At 72.4% G+C, this 20471-nt stretch carries 15 protein-coding genes; 7 read left to right on the top strand and 8 right to left on the bottom strand.

Features of this window, described 5'->3' with window-relative positions:
* From ABZ215_RS09965 to ABZ215_RS09940, 6 genes are all read right to left on the bottom strand, one after another.
* Positions 1-327: a YciI family protein gene (locus tag ABZ215_RS09965; RefSeq protein ID WP_354709059.1), complete on the bottom strand. Its 327-nt coding sequence runs from the start codon at positions 325-327 to the stop codon at positions 1-3.
* A 23-nt stretch (positions 328-350) separates the two neighbouring features.
* On the bottom strand, positions 351-797 hold the full coding sequence (locus ABZ215_RS09960) for a pyridoxamine 5'-phosphate oxidase family protein (protein ID WP_354949121.1): 447 nt from the start codon (positions 795-797) through the stop codon (positions 351-353).
* A gap of 70 nt (positions 798-867) precedes the next feature.
* Positions 868-1857, bottom strand: coding sequence for a malate dehydrogenase (locus tag ABZ215_RS09955; RefSeq protein ID WP_237334841.1), 990 nt, complete (start codon positions 1855-1857; stop codon positions 868-870).
* The gene (locus ABZ215_RS09950; protein WP_354709062.1) at positions 1854-4016 is read right to left on the bottom strand and encodes an FUSC family protein; all 2163 of its coding nucleotides are present in this window, start codon (positions 4014-4016) and stop codon (positions 1854-1856) included. Before ABZ215_RS09950 ends, ABZ215_RS09955 begins: the two co-directional genes overlap by 4 nt.
* Positions 4013-7108: a GH92 family glycosyl hydrolase gene (locus ABZ215_RS09945; RefSeq protein WP_354949119.1), complete on the bottom strand. Its 3096-nt coding sequence runs from the start codon at positions 7106-7108 to the stop codon at positions 4013-4015. Before ABZ215_RS09945 ends, ABZ215_RS09950 begins: the two co-directional genes overlap by 4 nt.
* A 255-nt stretch (positions 7109-7363) precedes the next feature.
* On the bottom strand, positions 7364-11179 hold the full coding sequence (locus ABZ215_RS09940) for a GH92 family glycosyl hydrolase (protein WP_354949117.1): 3816 nt from the start codon (positions 11177-11179) through the stop codon (positions 7364-7366).
* A gap of 189 nt (positions 11180-11368) precedes the next feature.
* Here ABZ215_RS09940 and ABZ215_RS09935 point away from each other — a divergent pair, with 189 nt between their 5' ends.
* Genes ABZ215_RS09935 through ABZ215_RS09925 form a run of 3 tightly spaced genes read left to right on the top strand, consistent with a single transcriptional unit; the run spans position 11369 to position 13613 of the window.
* Positions 11369-11929 carry a TetR/AcrR family transcriptional regulator gene (locus tag ABZ215_RS09935; protein WP_354949115.1) on the top strand — a complete coding sequence of 187 codons (561 nt, stop codon included), beginning with the start codon at positions 11369-11371 and terminating at the stop codon, positions 11927-11929.
* 38 nt (positions 11930-11967) lie between these two features.
* Positions 11968-12639, top strand: a complete 672-nt coding sequence (locus tag ABZ215_RS09930) for a HEAT repeat domain-containing protein (RefSeq protein WP_354949113.1) — start codon at positions 11968-11970, stop codon at positions 12637-12639.
* A complete protein-coding gene (locus tag ABZ215_RS09925) occupies positions 12633-13613 on the top strand; it encodes a HEAT repeat domain-containing protein (RefSeq protein WP_354949111.1) in 981 nt (326 codons plus the stop codon). The genes ABZ215_RS09930 and ABZ215_RS09925 overlap by 7 nt, the downstream gene beginning before the upstream one ends.
* Positions 13614-13726: 113 nt before the next feature.
* On the opposite strand, the gene ABZ215_RS09920 is transcribed toward ABZ215_RS09925, so the two are convergent.
* Positions 13727-15016, bottom strand: a complete 1290-nt coding sequence (locus ABZ215_RS09920; protein ID WP_354949109.1) for a M20/M25/M40 family metallo-hydrolase — start codon at positions 15014-15016, stop codon at positions 13727-13729.
* Positions 15009-15836: a M55 family metallopeptidase gene (locus tag ABZ215_RS09915; protein ID WP_354949107.1), complete on the bottom strand. Its 828-nt coding sequence runs from the start codon at positions 15834-15836 to the stop codon at positions 15009-15011. Before ABZ215_RS09915 ends, ABZ215_RS09920 begins: the two co-directional genes overlap by 8 nt.
* Before the next feature lie 115 nt (positions 15837-15951).
* Between ABZ215_RS09915 and ABZ215_RS09910 the strand changes: the two genes are divergently transcribed.
* The 4 genes from ABZ215_RS09910 to ABZ215_RS09895 form a co-directional block, all read left to right on the top strand.
* Positions 15952-17757, top strand: coding sequence for an ABC transporter substrate-binding protein (locus ABZ215_RS09910; RefSeq protein WP_235716111.1), 1806 nt, complete (start codon positions 15952-15954; stop codon positions 17755-17757).
* 2 nt (positions 17758-17759) lie between these two features.
* On the top strand, positions 17760-18776 hold the full coding sequence (locus ABZ215_RS09905; protein WP_354949105.1) for an ABC transporter permease: 1017 nt from the start codon (positions 17760-17762) through the stop codon (positions 18774-18776).
* The gene (locus ABZ215_RS09900) at positions 18773-19669 is read left to right on the top strand and encodes an ABC transporter permease (protein WP_020417946.1); all 897 of its coding nucleotides are present in this window, start codon (positions 18773-18775) and stop codon (positions 19667-19669) included. Before ABZ215_RS09905 ends, ABZ215_RS09900 begins: the two co-directional genes overlap by 4 nt.
* Positions 19666-20471, top strand: an 806-nt coding sequence (locus tag ABZ215_RS09895) for an ABC transporter ATP-binding protein (RefSeq protein WP_354949102.1), incomplete at its 3' end; no start/stop codon positions are given. The genes ABZ215_RS09900 and ABZ215_RS09895, both read left to right, overlap by 4 nt.

Raw genomic sequence — 20471 nt, 5'->3', positions numbered from 1 at the left:
TCAGCCCTGGAGCGGCCACACCTCGACCACCCCGTGGGCCACCGCGCACGGGGTCCCGGCCACCATCCGCGTGGCCTCCTCCAGCGTGTCGGCCTCGATGATCGCGAACCCGGCGACCGGCAGGTCCGACCGCAGGAACGGGCCCGGCGTCACCTGGGTCCCGGCCGCGTCGTGGTTGCGCACCTGCACCGGCTCGCCCGCGATCCCCATCTCGACCCCGGCGGCGCGCAACCGGGAGTCGTGCTCGTGGGCGGCCGTCCGCACCTCCTCGGCAGTCCGCTCGTAGCCCGCGCTGTCCCCGTAGCCGATGGTGATGAACTTCCCCATCGGGGCAAGGTAGCGCCGCCCGGTCAGCCGAGCCAGTGCCCGTCGCGCATGAGGGTGCGTCCCGGCAGCTCGTTGGCCTCCCGCCAGGCCTGCACCCGCGTCGGCCGGATCCGGAAGTACTGGTACGGCTGGGTCTCCGCACGCGGGTCGAACCCGGTCCGCGCGGCGAACGCCTCGCACGCCGCCGCGTCCGGCTCGACCGGCTCGGCGACGCCGTCGACGAGGACGACGTCCCGCGTCGGGCCGAGGCCCAGGCGCACCCGGCCGTCGGCCATCAGGTTCCGGCTGGTGAGCGAGTCACGCGGGGTGGCGACGAGCAACGCGGCGCCGTCCCACAGGTAGGACAGCGGGATCAGGTGCACGCCCGCCTCACCGGAAGTCGCCACCCACCGGTCGACGTCGGCCTCCAGCCGGGCGCGGGTGTCGCGCAGCCGCTCGGCGAGCCCGCGGGGCGGATCGATCGCGGTCATGATCACCACGCTGACGCCGGAGGGCCGGCCCCCGTCAGGGAACCGGCCCTCCGCGCACCACCAGGAAAAATCAGATGAGACCGAGCTTCTTCACGGCCTCGCGCTCCTCGGCCAGCTCGTTGACCGACGCGTCGATGCGGCCGCGGGAGAACTCGTTGATCTCCAGGCCCTGGACGATCTCGTACTTGCCGTCCTTGCAGACGACCGGGAACGAGGAGATCAGGCCCTCCGGCACACCGTAGGAACCGTCGGACGGCACGGCCATCGAGGTCCAGTCACCCTCGGGGGTGCCGTTGACCCAGTTGTAGATGTGGTCGATGGCGGCGTTCGCGGCCGACGCGGCCGACGACGCGCCACGGGCCTCGATGATCTCCGCGCCGCGCTTGGCCACGCGCGGGATGAACTCCTCGGCCAGCCACTTCTCGTCGTTGACGGCCTCGGCGGCGTTCTTGCCGGCGACCTCGGCGTGGAAGATGTCCGGGTACTGGCTGGCGGAGTGGTTGCCCCAGATCGTCAGCTTCTTGATCTCGCTGACCGGCGCGTTCAGCTTCTTCGCCAGCTGGGCGACGGCGCGGTTGTGGTCCAGGCGGGTCATGGCGGTGAACCGCTCGGCCGGGACGTCGGGCGCGTGCGACTGCGCGATGAGGGCGTTGGTGTTGGCGGGGTTGCCGACCACCAGGACGCGGATGTCGTCGGCGGCGCCGGCGTTGATCGCCTCACCCTGCGGCTTGAAGATGCCGCCGTTGGCCTCCAGCAGGTCGGCCCGCTCCATGCCCTTGGTGCGCGGGCGCGCGCCCACCAGCAGCGCCACGTTGGCGCCGGCGAAAGCCTGCTTCGCGTCGTCGAAGATGTCGATGCCCGCGAGCAGCGGGAACGCGCCGTCCTCCAGCTCGAGCGCCGTGCCCTCGGCCGCCTTGACCGCCTGCGGGATCTCCAGCAGCCGCAGCTTCACCGGCGTGTCCGGGCCGAGCAGCTGACCGGACGCGATGCGGAACAGCAGCGCGTAGCCGATCTGGCCGGCGGCGCCGGTTACGGTGACGTTGACGGGGGCTTGGGTCATTGCGTACTCCTGCGGACGGAATCTTGGCTTGTGCTGGTGACCCTATCGCCCTCTGCCTGCGCTGACGTGGTGCGTCGCCTCACGTTCTGCTGAACCGATCGAGTCGAATCGGCCACCGGCACCTCGAACGCCCTGCCCAGCGCGACGATCCCGGCCTCCAGGCGGCCCAGGCTGGTGAGCACGGAGCGTGCCTGGGCGTTGTCCGTCTCACGGGTCTCCGGCGCGGCGGTGTTGCGCACCAGCTTCCCGCGCTCGTCGCCGTCGAGGGCGTCGCGCAGCACGTCGACGTTGCGGCTGATCCGCTCGATCACCGCGGTCAGCCGGTCGTCGGCGGGCAGCAGGCCCGGTTCGGAGCGGGCCGCGATCTGCCGCGCCCGGAACGCCAGCCGTTCCAGCGTGCTCATCACGTACCAGCCGTAGTCGCGGCGGCTGGCGAGGCTGATCGGGTGGGTCAGCGGCTCGATCGTGGTGCGCACCTTCTCCACCGAGCGGTCCAGCTCGCGGGAGAGTTCGATCACGTTCACGTTCTCCCGCCCGGACAGCAGCGCCTCCGCGCCGGCCAGGAACTCGCACAGGTCCGTCAGGGCGTCGTCGATGTCGGACACCATCACGGTGCGGGTGCGCACCGGCACCACCAGGACCGCCGCGATCAGGCCCGCGGCCGCGCCGATCGCGGTCTCGGCCACCCGCACCCACAGCACCTCGACGCTGAACGTGCCGAGCAGGCTGTAGAGCAGGCCCAGCATGCAGGTGATGAAGAAGGCCATCAGCAGCTGCGACACCCGCGCCACGTAGACCAGGCAGAACACGCACACCAGGATCAGCACCACCGTGGCGACCGTGTTGCCGGTGACCAGCAGCGCCAGCAGCATCCCGCCGAAGATCCCGCCCAGGGTGCCGGTGACGCGGCGGAACCCCTTCACGAACGTCGCGCCCGCGGTGCTGGTGTTGAGGAACACCACGAACACCGTCAGCACCGCCCAGTACCAGCGGGAGTCGGAGATGAACTCGCCACCGAGCACGGCGAGCCCGCCGCCGACCATCGCCTGGATCGCGCTGCGGGTGCGGTTGTCGTAGGCGAGGACCTTCTTGGGCTCCTCTTCGGTCTCCTCCTCGGGCAGTTCGGTCTCGGCCGAGTAGTCCTTCTCGGCGACGCGCTGCGCGTTGACGTCGGCCAGCGCCAGCTCGGCGATCGCGCGGCGCACCTCGTCGCCGGGTTCGGTGCGCTCGGCGAGCCGGCTGCCGGCGACCAGCATCTTGCTGAACTCCTCGGTGTCGCTGATCACCGGCAGATCGCGGGGATCGCGCTCGATCAGGGAGTCCAGCCGCAGCAGGCTCGCGATCAGGTCGTCGCGGACCGCCTCCGGCAGCGCGCCCTCCTCGGCGGCGCGGCGCACGGTGATCGCGAGCCACTGGCAGGCCAGCTCCACGGCGAGCAGGCGGCGGCGCAGCAGCTGCGTGCCGGTCTCGTCGAACAGGTCGCCGATGGTGTCCTCGATCATCAGGACGGCCTCGTGCAGGCGGGTGTCGGCCTTGCGCAGCTGGTTGATCCGCCACTCGCTGCCGCCGCTGGCCAGGCACGCGGCCGCGGCCCGCACCACGGCGCTGATCCGGGCGCGGAACGCGCGGCGGGCCCGCAGCAGCTCGCCCTCCGGGCGCCGCCGCAGCACCGCGAACCGCATCACGGCGTTCGCGGCGAGCCCGATCGCCAGGGCGAGGATGTACTCGGGCAGCTGGCGCGGGTGGATCGCGAGGAACATCGCGAAGAAGAACATGAAGAACGACAGCGCGCCCATCGCGGTGCCGCGCGGCGCGAACCGCTGCGCGTAGACCGCGAGGAAGATCAGCAGCACGAACAGCACGCTGTCCAGCGGGGGAGCGGTGGCGCCGAACGCGGCGACGGTGAGCGAGGCCGACCCGCACAGCATGACCAGCACGAGCGTGATCGCCTGGTCCTTCGGCGTCTTGTCGTTGACGCTGAACGCCGAGTTCATCGCCGCGATGCTGGCCACCATGATCGTCGGGATCGGACGGCCGAGCAGGAGCAGCACCAGGATCGACAACACGATCCCGCCCACCGCGATCCCGGCCAGCCGCAACCGCACCAGCCCCGGATCGGCGGCGACCAGCCGGTCCTGGGCCACCTTCCACACCCTCATGCACGGCCCCCGAGCAGTTCCCATTCGGTCAGCGCGGTCCGCCGCCCGGTCGCCGCGGTGATCCGCAGCCGGTAGGCACGGTACGTGCCGGGCTCGGCGATGGAGAACGGGCGGGTCTGCCGCCGCCACCGGAACCGCTCGCCGCGACGCTCGTCCAGCCGCACCCACGACTCCCCGTCGGTGGTGCCTTCCAGCACCCAGTCGCGTGGGTCGCCGCCGCGGGCGGCGGAGGTCAGTGTGTAGAGCTCGACCCGCGCCGGTTCGCCGACGGTGCACTCGATCACCGGGGTGCGCGAGCGGAACGTGACTTGGGTGGCGGTGGTGTCGGCGAACAGCGGGGTCACGTCGGTGCCGTCGTCGCAGCTGCCGGTGCCGGTGACGTCGGCCAGCGGCTGCGCGCCCAGCGACGGCGGTGGATCGCCCCAGCCGGTGGGGGTGTCCGTGACGTCGAACGCCAGGTGGCCGGCGGTGATCAGGTCGGCGTGCGGCAGCCAGGTCGAGTGGTGCGGCTTGCCGTCGATCGTCACGCCCCGCACGTAGGGCCCGCGGCCGGGGGCGCTGATCGTCACCGTCCGCCCGTTCTCCAGGCGCAGCCGGGCCCGCTCGAACAGCGGCGCGGTCAGCACGTAACCCGGGTTGCCCGGCGCCAGCGGGTACAGGCCCAGCGCGGCGAGCACGTACCAGGCGGACATCTCGCCGTTGTCCTCGTCGCCCGGGTAGCCCTGCCCGATCTCGCTGCCCAGGTAGCAGCGGGTCAGCACCTCCCGGACGATCGCCTGCGTCTTGGCCGCGGCGCCGGCGTGGCAGTACATCCACGGGATGTGGTGGCTGGGCTGGTTCGAGTGCCCGTACTGGCCGAGCCGGACGTCCCGCGCCTCGGTCATCTCGTGGATGATCCCGCCGTAGGACCCCGGGACGCGGCCCGTCTCCGGGGTGGCGAAGAACATGTCCAGTTTGGACTCCAGCCCCGCGGGGCCGCCGAGCAGCGCGGCCAGGCCTGCGCCGTCGTGCGGCACGGAGAACACGGTGTTCCAGGCGTTGGTCTCGGGCTGGTCGAAGCCCCACCGGGCCGGGTCGTGGTGCTCCGGCGCCCAGCGCCACCGGCCGTCGTGGTGACGGCCCTGGAAGAACCCGGTGGCCGGGTCGAAGTGGTTGACGTACTGCGCGGCGCGCTGCCGGAAGTAGCGGGCGTCGTCGGTGTGCCCCAGCTCCTCGGCGAGCGCGGCGAGGCCGAAGTCGTTGAGGCAGCTCTCCAGCGCCCAGGACAGGCCCTCGTGCGTGGTCAGCGGCGTGAAGCCGAGGAAGATCGACTCCCGCAGGCCCTGCCGCCCGACGCCGCGGCCGGGCGGGGTGACGGTCGCGTTGCGCAGCGCGGCGTCGTAGGCGGCGTGCACGTCGAAGTTCCGCACGCCTCTGCGGTAGGCGTCGGCGAAGGCGACGTCGGAGCTGGTGCCGGTCATCAGGTTCGCGTAGCCGGGGGAGGACCAGCGCGCGATCCAGCCGCCCTCGCGGAACTGCTGCACGAACCCCTCGATCAGCTCCCCGCAGCGTCGCGGCGCCAGCAACGCGAGCGCGGGCCACACCGTGCGGTAGGTGTCCCAGAAGCCGTGGTTGACCGACATCGGGCCGTCCACGACCTTCGCCCCGGTCCGGGTGCGGGTGCTCGGCCACCAGCGGCGCCACACCGGGCTGGCGTGCCGGACTCCGCGCGGGGTCTGTTCGTGGGCCGAGTTCGGGTACAGGAACAGCCGGTACAGGCCGGAGTAGAAGGTGGTCAGCTCGTCCGGGGTGGCGCCGTCGATCTCGACCCGGCCGAGCACCTCCTGCCACGCCGCCCGCGCCCGCTCGCGGACCTGCTCGAACGTGGTGCCTGCCGGGATCTCCTGCTCGAGGTTGCGGCGCGCCTGCTCCAGGCTGATCAGGGAGGTCGCGATCCGCAGCTCGACCTTCGGTGTGTCGAAGGACAGGTAGCCGGTGTTGGGCCAGCGCAGGCGGCGGCCGCCTGTGGCCGCCCGGTCGAAGGTGCCGTACACGAACATCCGGCGCGCGCCGACGGACAGGCGGCTGCGTGCCCACGTGTGCCCGGTGACCACCCCGCGCGCCGGGTCGACGCGGAGGCCACCGCGCCGGTTGACGTTGTCGAACAGCACCCACCCGCCCTCGCCGGGGAAGCTGAAGCGGATGAGCGCGGCGTGGTCGGTGGGTGCGAGGTCGACGGTGATGCCGTTGTCGAAGCGCACCCCGTAGTGGTGCGGCCGGTCGGTCTCGTTGTCGTGGGAGAACGCCAGCGCCCGCGCCTTCCGGTCCGCGGTGACCGGACCGATTCCCGGCAGGAATTGGAAGGGGTGCCGGTCGCCCATCCACGGGCTCGGCTGGTGGCTGACCGCGAAGGCCTGCAGCTCGGGCCGGTTCTGTGCGTTGTTGCGCCGGTGGTACTCGTACAGCCAGTCGAGTGACCCGGCGTCGGTCACCGGGGTCCAGAAGTTGAAGCCGTGCGGCATCGCGGTGGCCGGGAAGGTGTTGCCGCGGGAGAACTCGTTGCTGGAGTGGGTGCCGCGCGTGGTGCGCACCCAGTCGACCGGGTCCCGCGGGCCTTCGGGTGGCGCGCCGGCGATCGCGACGTCGTCGACCCAGCCCGACACCGGCTCACCCGGCGACGGCTCGGCGAGCAACACGACGGCCCGAGCCCGGCGGCCCGCGGCCTCGCCGAGCGGGTGGCGCACGAGGTTCCACTGGTCGAGGTAGAGGGTCTTGGACTCGCCCGCGTCGAGCGCCGACCCCCCGATCAGGGTGCCGTCGTCCAGCTCGACGGCCAGTGCGACGAAGGTGCTGCGCCAGCTCGGCCCGGCATCGGACTCCGGGAACACCACATAGGACAGTCGAGTGTCCGCGCCGATCTCGAAGTCCACTTCGAACAGCACCTGACGAGCGGGTTGGTCCGCCGTGTAGCGGGCGGCGCGCACCCCCGTGAACCCCACGCCGGGCTTGGCCGCGGGCGCCCGCCCCGGCCCGGAGCCGACGGTCACGACCGCGCCGGAGATGGGCCGCGGATCACCGTCCTCGAACGAGGAGAAGAAGTGGGTCCGGGTCACGTCGCCTACCGTAACCGGCCGCCACGCTCCCTTCCCGCCGAGCAGTTCCAAGCTGGACAATCCGGGCACGTCGGCGGGCAGGCGCGGCAGTCACGTGCCGCCGAGCGGGGCCAGCTGGGCGGGCGTCCGCGGTGGCGCGGATCCACCAGTGGCGGCGCCCCGCCGGCGCGACAATCACTTGGCACCACCCGCCCCAGCATCTTCTGCCGAGCACCGCCGGCGCGGACCGGGCGCGGCAATCACCGCCCACCCCGCTCACTTCGTGCCGAGCAGTTCCACCTCCGCCAATCCCGCCGCGCCGCCTGTGCTGCTCGTGATCCGCAGCCGGTAGTGGGCGTACGCGCCTGGCTCGGCGATCTTGAACGCCCGCGTCTGCTGCCGCCACGTGAACGTCTCCCCGGAGCGGCTGTCCAGCGGCGTCCAGGTCTGCCCGTCGGCCGAGCCCTCCAGCACCCACGCGCTCGGGTCCCCCGCCTCCTTGGCCGAGGTGAGCGTGTAGAACGTCGCGGCCACCGGGCCGGGGACCGGGCAGTCGACCGTCTCCAGCGGGCGCGCCTGGGTGGCCGAGGTGTTGTCGAACAGCGGCCCGCCGGGCGTCGTCAGGTCCGCGGGCGGCTGGGGCGGCGAGTCGCCCGTCGTGAGCGAGGGCGGGACCTCCGTCGCCCCCCAGCGCGACGGGCTCGGGCCCATCGCGAAGTCCAGCGTGCCACCGGCCGCGATCACGTCGTGCGGCAGCGACGTCGAGTTCCACGTCCGGCCGTTGACCCGCAGCCCCTGCACGTAGACGTTGCGGGCGTTGTTCTTCGGCGCGTTGATCACCAGGTCCCGGCCGCCCGCGAGGTGCACCGTGGCCTTGGTGAACAGGGGCGAACCGACCGCGTACTCCGGGCTGCCCATCCGCAGCGGGTAGAACCCGAGCGCGCTGAACACGTACCACGCCGACATCTCGCCGTTGTCCTCGTCGCCGGGGTAGCCCTGCCCGATCTCGCTGCCCAGGTACAGCCGGGACAGCGCTTCCCGCACCCTGGCCTGCGTCTGCCACGGCTGCCCGGCGAAGTCGTACATGTAGGCGATGTGGTGGGAGGGCTGGTTGGAGTGGCCGTACTGGCCCATCCGCACGTCCCTGGCCTCCCGCATCTCGTGGATCAGGCCGTTGTACGCCCCGGGGAACCCGGCGGTCTCCGGCGTGGCGAAGAACTGGTCCAGCTTCCGCGCGAGCCCGTCGCGGCCGCCGTAGAGGTTGGCCAGCCCCTGCCCGTCCTGCGGCACGGTGAAGGCCATGTTCCAGCCGTTGGTCTCGGTGTAGTCGTGTCCCCACTCGCGCGGGTCGTACTCACCGGCCGGGACGCGGAACGTGCCGTCGGCGGCGCGGCCCTGGAAGAACCCGACCGCGGGGTCGAACATGTGCACGTAGTTCTGGGCGCGGCCGCGGAAGTACTCGGCGTTCTCGGCGTACTCGCGGCGGCGCGGGTCGTCCGGCGCGGCCTCGTCGGCCAGCTTCTGCGCCATCATCGCGATGCCGAAGTCGTTGAGGTAGCCCTCGATCGCCCACGACATGCCCTCGCCGGTCGACGTCGGCGTGTAGCCGAGGAAGATCGACTGCTCCAGGCCCTTGCGCCCGACGTCCTCGTTGGGCGGGGCGACCGTGGCGTTGCGGATCGCCGCGTCGTAGGCCGCGTGCACGTCGAAGCCCCGCACGCCCTTGAGGTAGGCGTCGGCGAAGGCGACGTCGGAGCTGGTGCCGGTCATCAGGTTCGCGTAGCCGGGGGAGGACCAGCGCGCGACCCAGCCGCCGTCGCGGTACTGCTGGAGGAACCCGTCGATCATCCGGCCCGCCATGTCCGGCGTGAGCAGCGCGTAGGCGGGCCAGGTGGTGCGGTAGGTGTCCCAGAACCCGTTGTTGACGTAGATCTCGCCGTCGACGACCTTCGACCCGGTGTGCGTCGGCGTGTCCGGCCCGGTCTTGGGCGAGACCGGGCTCGCGTAGGCGGGGCGCGGGCTGCGCGTGGTGCCGACGTTCTCGAACCCGGAGTTGGGGTAGAGGAACAGCCGGTACAGGTTCGAGTAGAGCGTGGTCAGCTGGTCCCGGCTGGCGCCTTCGACCTCGATCACGCCGAGCTTGCGGTCCCACGCGGCCTGCGCGGCCGAGCGGACCGTCTCGAACGCCGTGCCCGCCGGGATTTCCTGCTCCAGGTTGCGCTTCGCCTGGTCGACGCTGATCAGCGAGGTCGCGATCCGCATGCCCACGACGCCGCCGCGGCCCGGGTCGAACTTCAGGTAGCCGCGCACGTGGTCCCGTCCCTCGCCGGGCAGCATGTCCCCGCCGGTGACCGGCCGGTCGAAGGCCGCGTAGACGAACATGCGGCCCGCGCCCGCGGAGTTGCCGCTGCGCACGTCGGTGAACCCGGACAGTGTGCCCGTGGCGGGGTCGAGGGTGAGGCCGCCGGCGTCGTCGAAGTTGTCGAAGATCAGGTTCGCGTCGCCGCCGGGGAAGGTGAACCGGAACGCCGCCGCGTGGTCGGCGGGCGCGATCTCGGCCTTGACGCCGTTGTCGAACGTCACGCCGTAGTAGTGCGGTTTGGCGGTCTCGTTGGCGTGGTCGAACGACAGTGCCCGTGCGGCCCGGTTCGCGTCCGGCACGCCGGCGGCGGCCGAGGGCATCACCTGGAAGGTCTGCCGGTCGCCCATCCACGGGCTCGGCTCGTGGGACAGCGACAGCGCTTGCAGCGCGGGCCGGTTCTGCGCGTTGTTGCCCTCCTGGTAGCGGTAGAGCCAGTTCAGCGACCCGGCGTCGGTGACCGGGGTCCAGAAGTTGAAGCCGTGCGGCACCGCGGTGGCGGGGAAGTTGTTGCCGCGGGAGAACGTGCCGTTGGCGTTCGTGCCGCGGGTGGTGAGCACGTGGTCGGACAGGCGGGTCACGCGGGCCTGCGGCGCGGCGGGCCCGAGCGTGATGTCGTCGAACCAGCCGTTGAACGAGCCGGCGCCGTTCGGGTTGTCGTAGGCGATCAGGATCCGCGCGACGGTCTTGCCGCGGGCGACCGTGCCGATCGCCGAGCGCACCAGGTTCCACTGGTTGGCGTAGAGCGACTTGGCCGCGCCCTGCCCGCGGGGGCTGAGCGGGAACCCGTACTGGTCCACCGCGCCCAGGGTGGACAGGTAGGTGCCGTCGGTGAAGGCCAGGTCGACCGAGACGTTCGTGCTCGGGTACTTCAGGTCGTTGCCGGTCAGCTCGGGGAACACCGTGTAGGACAGCTCGGTGTCGGCGCGCACCGGGATCCGCACGTCGAACACCTTGTTGTAGGAGTAGCCGTGCGGCGCGGTCTGGGTGCCGACGTAGTGGAAGGCACGCAGCCCGGTGAACCCGGCGCGCGGTTTGCTGGTGTAGCCGCCGGGCGGGCCGCTGTCCGGGTAGGACCGCATGGCGGGCAGCGGCGGCGGGGCCGGCTGGTCGTCGGCGAGCAGCAGTTCGGCGAGCTGGACGATGTCCGCGCCGCCATTGGCGGTGATGTCCAGCCGGTAGAAGCGGTGCGTGGCGGTGGCGGCGAGGCGGAACTCCCTGGCCTCGAGCCGGTCGCCGAACGTCTGGCCGCTCTGGCTGTCCACTGTGGTCCAGGTGGCGCCGTCGTCGGAGCCCTGCAGGGTCCAGTCCCGGGGGTCGCGTTCCGGGGCGTCGTTCGCCGAGGTCAGGCCGTAGCGGGTGATGGCGACCGGCTCGGCGAACTCGATCTGCACCCAGCCGGTGGGGGCGAAGGCGAGCCACTTGGAGTCCGGGCTGCCGTCGAGCACGTTCAGCGCGACCTCGCCTGCGCCGGTGTTCTCCGCGCTCGCGGTCGCGCCGGTGGCGCGGCCGCGCACGTCGCCCGGGATGGCCGAGCCGTTCGCGCCGTTCACGCCCGAGGTGAGCGGGCGGCCGTCCGGCCCGGTCTCCACCGTGTCCACCCAGTCCGGCTCGGGCTGGCCGGCTTCGAACGACGACGCGAACCGCGCCGGTGCCTCCGCTCCCGCCGGCGGCGCGGCGACCAGACCGGTCATCAGCAGGGCGACGGCCAGCGCGCGAATGGTTCGGACCATGTCAGGCAGCGAAACGCGCGGGCCGGGGCACCGTCAAGCGGCCACGCCAAAGCTGGCCCAAACCGGACAGGGACGGGTGAATCCCGCACCGCGATCGGCCGCCCCAGGTTTAGCCTGATCAGCGCCGCCGTGGAACGCGACGGACCGTTGCAATGCAACGCACCGTCGCGTTGCGGTTAGGGTGAGGCCATGCCGACCGGTGCCGCGCCCCGCCGGGTCCAGGAGATCTTCGCCGCGACCCTCGACCTGCTCACCGAGCACGGCTACGACGGGCTCACCATCGAGGGGACCGCCCAGCGCGCGGGCGTGCACAAGACGACCCTCTACCGCTGGTGGTCGTCGAAGGACGAACTGCTCGCCGCGGCCGTGACCGGCTCGGCGCTGCTGGACTTCCCCGTCGCCGACACCGGCAGCCTGCGCGGCGACCTGCTCGCCGTGGCCACCCGCCTGTCCCGGCTGCTGACCCGCCCGGCGACCGCGGCGGTGCTGGCCGCCGTGCCGGGTCGCCCGCTCCTCGCCGAAGCGACCAGCGCGTTCTTCACCGCACGGCTCACCCGCGACCACCCGGTCTTCACCAGGGCCGTGGAACGGGGCGAGCTGGCGGCGGACGGCGACGCGGACCTGGTCGTGGACCTGCTCGCGGGCGCGCTGTGGTTCCACCTGCTGCTCTGCGGCGGCAGCGCGGACCGGCGCTACCTGGCGCGGCTGGTGGATTCGGTCCTGACCGGCGTCAGCGTCCGGCGCGCTTGACGTTGACACTGTGACAAGGTCTTCACTGGGACGCGGAGGTGGTTCCGATCAACCCGACACACCGCGACCTGCTCGGCGCCCTGAGCGCCGGGAACCCATCCACGCGGCTCAAGGCCGCGCTGGCGGCAGGCACGCACCCCGACCCCGGTCTCCTCGGCGAGCTGGTGGCCCGCAGCGCGGTCGAGCCGGACTTCTTCGTCCGCGACATGCTCACCTGGGCGCTGACCCGGCTGCCCGCGGAGATCACGGTGCCCCGGCTCCTCGCCGAGCTCACGTCCGGGCGGGCTCAGGCACGCAGCCAGGCGCTGCACACCCTGTCCAAGATCGGGGACCGGAGCGCGTGGCCCGCGATCACCCGCGCGTTGCTGCACGACGCCGACGACGAGGTCGCGCGCAGCGCGTGGCGGGCCGCGGTCGTCCTGGTGCCCGACGAGGAGCGCGCCGCGCTGGCCGAGGACCTGGCCGCACAGCTGGGCCGGGGCGACCGGGCGGTGCAGCTGAGCCTCAGCCGGGCGCTCGTCGCGCTCGGCGACGTGGCCGAGCCGGCCCTTCGGACGGGGCTGGCGAACCCGGACCCGGTGGTGCGCGCGCACGCCCGCGCCACGCAGCGGCTCCTGCGTGACCCGGACGCCGGGTTCGCCCCCGACGTCGAGGAGGCGAAGCGGGTGGCCGCGCTCGGCCCGGAACGCGCGGCGGGCACGTCGTGCTGATCGGCGAAGTGGCGCGCCGCTCGGGGGTGAGCACCCGGATGCTGCGGCATTACGACACCCTCGGGCTGGTGCGCCCGACCGGCCGCACGGTCGGGGGCTACCGGGAGTACTCGGACGAGGACATCCGCCGGATCTTCCACGTGGAGAGCCTGCGGTCCCTCGGGCTGTCGCTGCGGCAGATCGGGCGCGCGCTGGCCGATCCCGGGTTCACACCGTCCACACTGGTCGCGGACCTCATCCGGCGGACCGAGGACCGGATCCGGCGGGAGCAGGAGCTGCTGGAGCGGCTCCGCGCGGTCGACGCCTCCGCGCCGTCGGACTGGCCGGACGTGCTGCGCATCGTCGAGCTGCTGCACGGGCTGAACTCGCCCTACGCGGCCCGACGGCAGCAGGCCGCGCTGACCGAGGCCGTGCCGGTGCCCGCCGAACTGCTGGCCGAGGCGGTGCTGGCCGAACCCGACGCGAACGTGGCCGGCGCGCTGCGGTGGGCACTCGCGCGCGCCGGCGGCGACGGGGTGGCCAGCCTGGTGCCCGGCCTGCGGGCCGACGACGTCGAAGTCCGGCGCCGCGCGGTGCTGGCGATCGCGGAGATGCCGGGGGACGAGGCGACCGAGGCGCTGACCGGAGCACTGAAGGACCCGGACGGGATCGTGCGCAGGCACGCGGCGCTGGCCCTGGGGCGGTCCGGCGTCGCCGCAGCGGTGCCGGCGCTGGTGGGCATGGTGGTGTCCGGTGACGGCGACGTGGAGGCGGCCGAGGCGCTGGGTGCGCTGGCGCTGGACCCCGGGCACGCGGAGCAGGTGATGACCGCGCTCACCGGCGAACTCGCTGCCGCGGACTCCGCGGTGCGGCTCCGCCTGACCCAGGCACTCGCCGAGATGCCACCACCCCTCGCACACGCCGTACTGCGGCAACTGACCGACGACGAGGACCGCGCGGTGGCCCTCCTCGCCACGGCCGTGCTGGGGGAGTGAAGCTGTGGCTCTGAGCGGCGGAGCCGCCTCACCACCTGAGCAGCTCGCGCCGCCTCAGGTTCCGCCACCCGCACCGCTATGCAAGCCACCCACGAGGGACATTCACTGCCCGGTCAGCAGTGGGTGAGGAAGTGCTCCAGCACGCGCTTCCCGAAGTGCAGCCCCTCCAGCGGCACCCGTTCGTCCACGCCGTGCGCCATCGCCCGGTACTCGAAGCCCTCGGGCAGCCACAGTGGCGCGAAGCCGTAGCAGGCGATGCCCAGCGGGCTGAACGCCTTGGCGTCCGTGCCGCCGCCCATGCAGTACGGCACCACGACCGCCTCCGGGTCCTGCGACCGCAGCGCCTCGGCCATCGCGGTGAACCACGGGGAGTCCACCGGCGCCTGCACGGCCGGCTGGCGGGCCACGAACTCGCGTGTGACGTCCGGCCCGAGCAGCTCGTCGAGCTGGTCCAGCAGCTGCTTCTCGGTGCCCGGCAGGGTCCGGGTGTCGATCTGGGCCTGCGCCAGGCTCGGGATCACGTTCACCTTGTACCCGGCGTCCAGCATCGTCGGGGTGGTGCTGTTGCGGATGGTCGGCTCGACGAGCTTCGCCGCCGGGCCCAGCCGCGCCATCGTGCCCTCCACATCGGACAGATCCACCTCGACGCCGAGCGCCTCGCCGGTGCGGACCAGGAACGCCTCCACCGTCGGGGTCAGCGTGACCGGCCACTCGTGCGCGGCGATCCGGTTCAGCGCCTCGATCAACCGCACCACCGCGTTCTCGTGGTTGGGCCGCGAGGCGTGCCCGGCCCGGCCTCGCGCCGTCAACCGCATGTGCGCGGTGCCGCGCTCGGCCGTGCCCACCGGGTAGAGCCGCTTGACCGTGCCGTCGGCCGCGGGCACGTGGTAGGTGTAGCCGCCGGACTCGCTGATCGCGGCCACACACCCCTCGAACAGCTCGCGGTGCTCGTCGGCCAGCCAGTGCGCCCCGTACTCGCCGCGGTCCTCCTCGTCGGCCACGAAGGCCAGCACCAGGTCGCGCCGCGGCCGCAGCCCGTCCGCCACCGCGGTCAGCACCATCGCGATGAAGTCCTTCATGTCCACCGCGCCCCGGCCCCACAGGTAGCCATCCCGGACCTCACCGGCGAACGGCGGCACCGTCCAGTCCGCGGCGTCGGCGGGCACCACGTCCAGGTGCCCCTGCACGAGCAGCGCCGGCAGCGTGGGGTCGGCGCCGGGGAGCCGGGCGACCACGTTGGTGCGCCGCGGCGCGGACTCCAGCACCACCGGTTCGAGACCGGCGCCGGCGAGCACGCCCGCGACGAACTCCGCCGCGTCCCGCTCACCCTCGGCGTCGCCGTGGCCGCGGTTGGTGGTGTCGAACCGCAGCAGCTGCGCGCACAGACTCTCGACGTTAGCCATACTTCCCCTGCACCGCGCCCGCGGCGATCGCCGTGACCACCTTGAACGCCTTCATCGCTTCGGTCATCGTTGCCGCGTCGAACCCGACCCGGCGCACACCGGTCTGCTCGACGGTCGGCACCACCGCGGCGGCCTGCGCCAGGTGGCTCGCGTCGAACTCGACCTCGATGCGGTGCGCGGCGGCCGCACCCGGCGCCCGCACCGCACGGTCCATGCTCGCCCGTGCGGCCGCGCTCAGCATCTCGGCGGTCCTCGACGGGGGAAGGCAGACCGCGGCGTAGCGGCTCACGCACTCCTTGACGGCGACCAGCCGCGCGCCCGGCGCGTAGTCGGCGGCGTCCTCGCACGTCCGGTCGTCGCCGGACACCAGCAGCACCGGCACCCCGTGCTCGGCGGCCAGCGCGGCGTTGAGGCGGCCCTCGCTGGCAGGCACCCCGTCCAGCCACACCCCGGTGATCTGGTTCTCCAGGTAGGTGTGCGACAGCACCCCGTCCTCGCCCGCCCCGGCGTGGTAGCCCAGGAACACCACCCCGTCCACGCCGCTGTCGATGCCCTGCATCATCGACAGCGGCTTGTGCCGCCCGGTGAGCAGGCGGGCCCGGTCGTCTAGGTCCTCCAGCAGCAGGTTGCGCTGCGACGAGTGCGCCTCGTTGACCAGCACGTCGCTCGCGCCGCCCGCGTGCAGGCCGCGGACCACGGCGTTGACGTCCCCGGTGAACAGACGGCGGAAGCGCTGCCACTGCTCGGTGCCGGGGACGACGTCGTCGGTCCAGGTGACGCCGGTGGCGCCCTCCATGTCCGCCGAGATCAAGATCCGCATGGTCCAGACCTTACGTCACGGCTCGGCAACACCACCCGTGAGTCGTTGACTCCACGTGCTTGGAAGTGGTTACTTTCCGGTTTCGGAATCAGCCAGAGAGGTGGGACCTGTGGGGATGCGTTTCCCGAGACGAACGCGGGTGGGCGCGGCGGTGGCCGCCGCGGCGCTGGTGGCGGGCCCGTTCGTGCCCGCGGCCCAGGCGCAGCAGCAGAGCGGCACGGTGCTGCGCGTGGCGCTGGTGCAGGAGATCGACCACCTGAACCCGTTCCTCGCCTCGTTCGCCTCCAGCACCATGGTCGGGCGCATGACCTGGGAGTTCCTCACCCTGCCCTCGGCCGAGGACAACACCCCCGCGCCGGGCCTGGCCGAGTCCTGGTCCACCTCGCCGGACAAGCTCACCTGGACCTACCGGATCCGGGACGGCGTGAAGTGGTCCGACGGGCAGCCGGTCACCGCGAAGGACGCCGCCTACACGTTCACGCGGATCATGACCGACGAGAACGCCCAGGAAGCCAACGGCACCTACGTCGAGAACTTCGAGTCGGTCACCGCCACCGACGACCGCACCCTGGTTATCAAGACGAAGACCCCGCAGGCCAGCATGACCGCGCTGGACGTGCCGATCGTGCCCGAGCACATCTGGGCGAACCAGCCGAACATGACCGACCCGGCCACCGACTCGGTGCCTGTCGTCGGCGTCGGCGACGGCCCGTTCCTGATCACCGAGTACCGGCCCAACGAGCTGGTCCGGCTCAAGGCCAACCCGGACTACTGGCGCGGCCGCGCCAAGATCGACGAGCTGCAGTTCATCAGCTACAAGAACTCCGAGGCCGCGGTCAACGCGCTGAAGAACGACGAGGTCGACTTCGTCAACCGGCTCACGTCGACCCAGTTCGACACGCTGAAGAACGCCGAGGGCATCACCACGAACCAGGCGATCGGCCGCCGCTACCGCGAGATCATCGTCAACCACGGCGCCCAGACCCAGTCCCGCCAGCCGATCGGCGACGGCAACCCGGTGCTCAAGGACGTCCGCGTGCGGCAGGCCATCGCCCGCGCACTGGACCCGCAGACCCTGGTGGACAAGGTGCTCGGCGGCTACGGCCAGACCGGCGGCGGCATCGTGCCCGCCTCCTTCCCGGCCTACCACTGGGAGCCCGCGGCGAACGAGCGCTACAACTTCGACCCGGCGGCCGCCAACGCCCAGCTCGACCAGGCCGGCTACCCGCGCGGCGCCGACGGCACCCGGATCGGCCCGGACGGCAAGCCCATCGAGCTGCGCCTGCTCGGCCGGGCCAGCGAGGACTTCGCCCAGCGCGCCTCCGACTACGTGGTCAGCTGGCTCGGCGCGATCGGCATCAAGGCGACCAAGCAGCTGGTCTCCGACAACGAGGTCGACGAGCGCACCAACAACGGCACCTACGACCTCGCCTTCTCCGGCTGGGGCACCAGCCCGGACCCGGACTACATCCTGTCCAAGCAGACCTGCGCGGCCCTGCCCGCGGTGGCGGGCAGCAGCAGTAGCACCTCGTTCTTCTGCGACCCCGAGTTCGACCGCCTCTACGCCGCCGAGAGCACCGAGTTCGACCCGGCCAAGCGGGCCGACCTGGTGAAGCAGGCCCAGGCCCGCTACTACACCCAGGTGCCCAGCATCGTGCTGGACTACGACAACGTGCTCGAGGCCTACCGCTCGGACAACTTCGCGAGCTTCACCAAGCAGCCCGCGGGCACCGGCCAGATCATGGAGCAGAGCGGCTACTGGGGCTTCTACGGCGCGACCCCGGCCGAGGGCGGCTCGTCCTCCAGCGGCGGCCTGTCCAGCGGCGCCTGGATCGCGATCGGCGCCGGTGTCGTGGTCGTCCTGGCCATCGCGGGCACGGCGGCCGGGCGGCGCCGCAAGTCCGCCGACGACCAGGAGTAGGCGTGACGAACGCGCTCTCCACCGCCGCGGCGGAGCTCGACGAGCCCCGCCGCGGCACCGGCACCGCCCGGTTCCTGCTCGGCAAGCTCGGCGGCGCGATCGGCAGCCTGCTGCTCGTCGTCGCGCTGGGTTTCCTGCTGTTCCGGATGATCCCCGGCGACCCGGTCACCACCCTGACCCGCGACCGGCCCACCAGCCCGGAGCAGCTGGCGCAGCTGCGCGCCCGGCTCGGCGTCGATCAGCCGCTGTACCGGCAGTTCCTGGACTACGTCGGCGGGCTGCTGCACGGCGACTTGGGCACCTCCTACGGCTACAACCGGCCGGTGAGCGCGCTCATCGGCGAGCGGCTCGGCCCCACACTGCTGCTCGTCGGCACCGCCACCGTGCTGGCCGTGGCGCTCGGGCTGTGGCTCGGCGTGCGCGCGGCGTGGCGGCGGGGCAGCCTGTTCGACCGCACCCACACCGGGATCGCGCTGACGCTGTGGTCGATGCCCCAGTTCTGGCTGGGCCTGCTGCTGCTCATCGCCACGCAGGGGGTGTTCCCCAGCGGCGGCATGCGCTCCCCGGACACCCCGCCGGAGTTCTTCCCGCAGCTGCTCGACGTCGCCCACCACCTGGTGCTGCCGTGCGTCACGCTGCTCGCGGTGATCTACGCCCAGTACATGCTGGTCATGCGGTCGTCGCTGCTCGGCGAGATGAACGCCGAGTACCTCACCACCGCCCGCGCCAAGGGCCTGCGCGAGGACCTGGTGCGCCGCCGCCACGCGGTGCCCAACGCGCTGCTGCCCACCGTGACGCTGGTGTTCCTGCAGTTCGGCCTGGTGGTGTCCGGCACCGTCACGGTCGAGACCGTGTTCTCCTGGCCCGGGCTGGGACTGCTCACCTACGAAGCGCTGCGGGTGCCGGACCTGCCGCTGCTGCAAGGAGTCTTCGTGGTCATGGCCGGCTCGGTCATCGTGATGAACCTGATCGCCGAGGTGCTCTACCGCGTGCTCGACCCCCGGGTGCGTGCGCAGTGACCGCCCCCGCCGCGATCGCCTGGCAGCGGCGCCGCGCCGCGGCCGCTTCGGTGTGGCGCGAGTTCGCCGCCGACCGCGGCGGCCTGGCCGGGCTGGGCGTCCTCGTGCTGGTGGTGCTGCTCGCGGTGCTCGCGCCGGTGATCACCGACCCGGCCGGGCTGGACGTGGTCAACGCTCCCGGAAAGCCCTTGCAGCCGCCCAGCGGCGAGTTCCCGCTCGGCACCGACATCGACGGCCGCTCGGTCCTGCTGCTCACGTTGTGGGGTGCGCGGGTGTCGCTGTTGGTCGGGTTCGCCGCGACCATCCTGTCCGTGCTGATCGGCACGCTCGTCGGCATCGCCGCCGCGCACTTCGGCGGCTGGATCTCCGGCCTGCTGATGCGGTTCACCGATTTCTTCCTGGTGCTGCCCTCGCTGGTGCTGGCGATCGCGCTGTCCACCGTGCTGCCGCACGGCGTGCCGACGATCATCGTCGCGGTCGGGGTCACCTCCTGGCCCACCACGGCCCGGCTGGTGCGCGCGCAGACCCTGACCATCGAGTCGCGGCCCTACATCGAACGGGCCCGCGCCCTGGGCGGCGGGCACCTGCACGTCATCGGCAAGCACGTGCTGCCCGGCGTGCTGCCGCTGGTGCTGGCCAACACCACCCTCGTGGTGGGCAACTCGATCATCGCCGAGTCCACGCTGTCCTTCCTGGGCCTTGGCGACCCGTCCGCGCCGTCCTGGGGCCAGATGCTGCAGCGCGCCCTGTCCTCCGGCGCGGTCACCGGCGGAGCGTGGTGGTACCTGATCCCGCCCGGCTTGGCGATCGTGGTGATCGTGCTGTCGTTCACCCTCGCCGGCCGCGCGCTGGAGACGGTGCTCAACCCGCGGCTGAAGGGGGAGCACGCGTGAGCCTGCTGGAGATCAAGGACCTGCGCGTCGCCTACCGGGACGTGGAGGCGGTGCGCGGCGTGGACCTGACGCTGGCGCCGGGGGAGACCCTCGGCGTCGCCGGGGAGTCCGGCTCGGGCAAGTCCACGGTCGCGATGAGCGTGCTGCGGCTGCTGCCCAAGTCCGCGAAGGTCACCGGGGAGATCCGGCTCGACGGCGAGGACGTCACCACCATGCGCTGGGGACACCTGCGCGCGGTGCGGTGGGCCAAGGCGTCGGTGGTGTTCCAGGGCGCCATGCACGCGCTCAACCCGGTCCGCACCATCGGCGACCAGATCGCCGAACCGATCCGGCTGCACGACCCGTCGGCCACCGACGTCGACGGCCGGGTCGCCGAGCTGCTGGAGTCGGTGGACCTGCCGCCGTCCCGCGCCGGGGCCTACCCGCACGAGCTGTCCGGCGGGCAGAAGCAGCGCGTGATGATCGCGATGGCGCTGGCCTGCCGCCCGCGGCTGATCATCGCCGACGAGCCGACCACCGCGCTCGACGTCATCGTGCAGGCCCAGGTGCTCGACCTGCTGACCCGCCTGGTCGCCGAGCACGGCCTCGGCCTGATCATGATCAGCCACGACCTGTCCGTGCTCGCCGCGACCTGCGCGCGCATCGCCGTGATGTACCGCGGGGAGATCGTCGAAGAAGGCCCGTCCGCCGAGGTGATGCGCTCGCCGCGGCACGAGCACACCCGCGCGCTGGCCGCCGCGTTCCCCACGGTCGGCGACCCGGCCGCCCGCTTCGCACCCGCCACCACCGCGCCGGTTCCTTC

Source organism: Amycolatopsis sp. NPDC006131 (assembly GCF_040614175.1).
Lineage (GTDB): Bacteria > Actinomycetota > Actinomycetes > Mycobacteriales > Pseudonocardiaceae > Amycolatopsis_E > Amycolatopsis_E tucumanensis.
The sequence above is the reverse complement of the archived record's forward strand: the minus strand, read 5'-3'. Positions and strand labels throughout refer to the sequence as shown.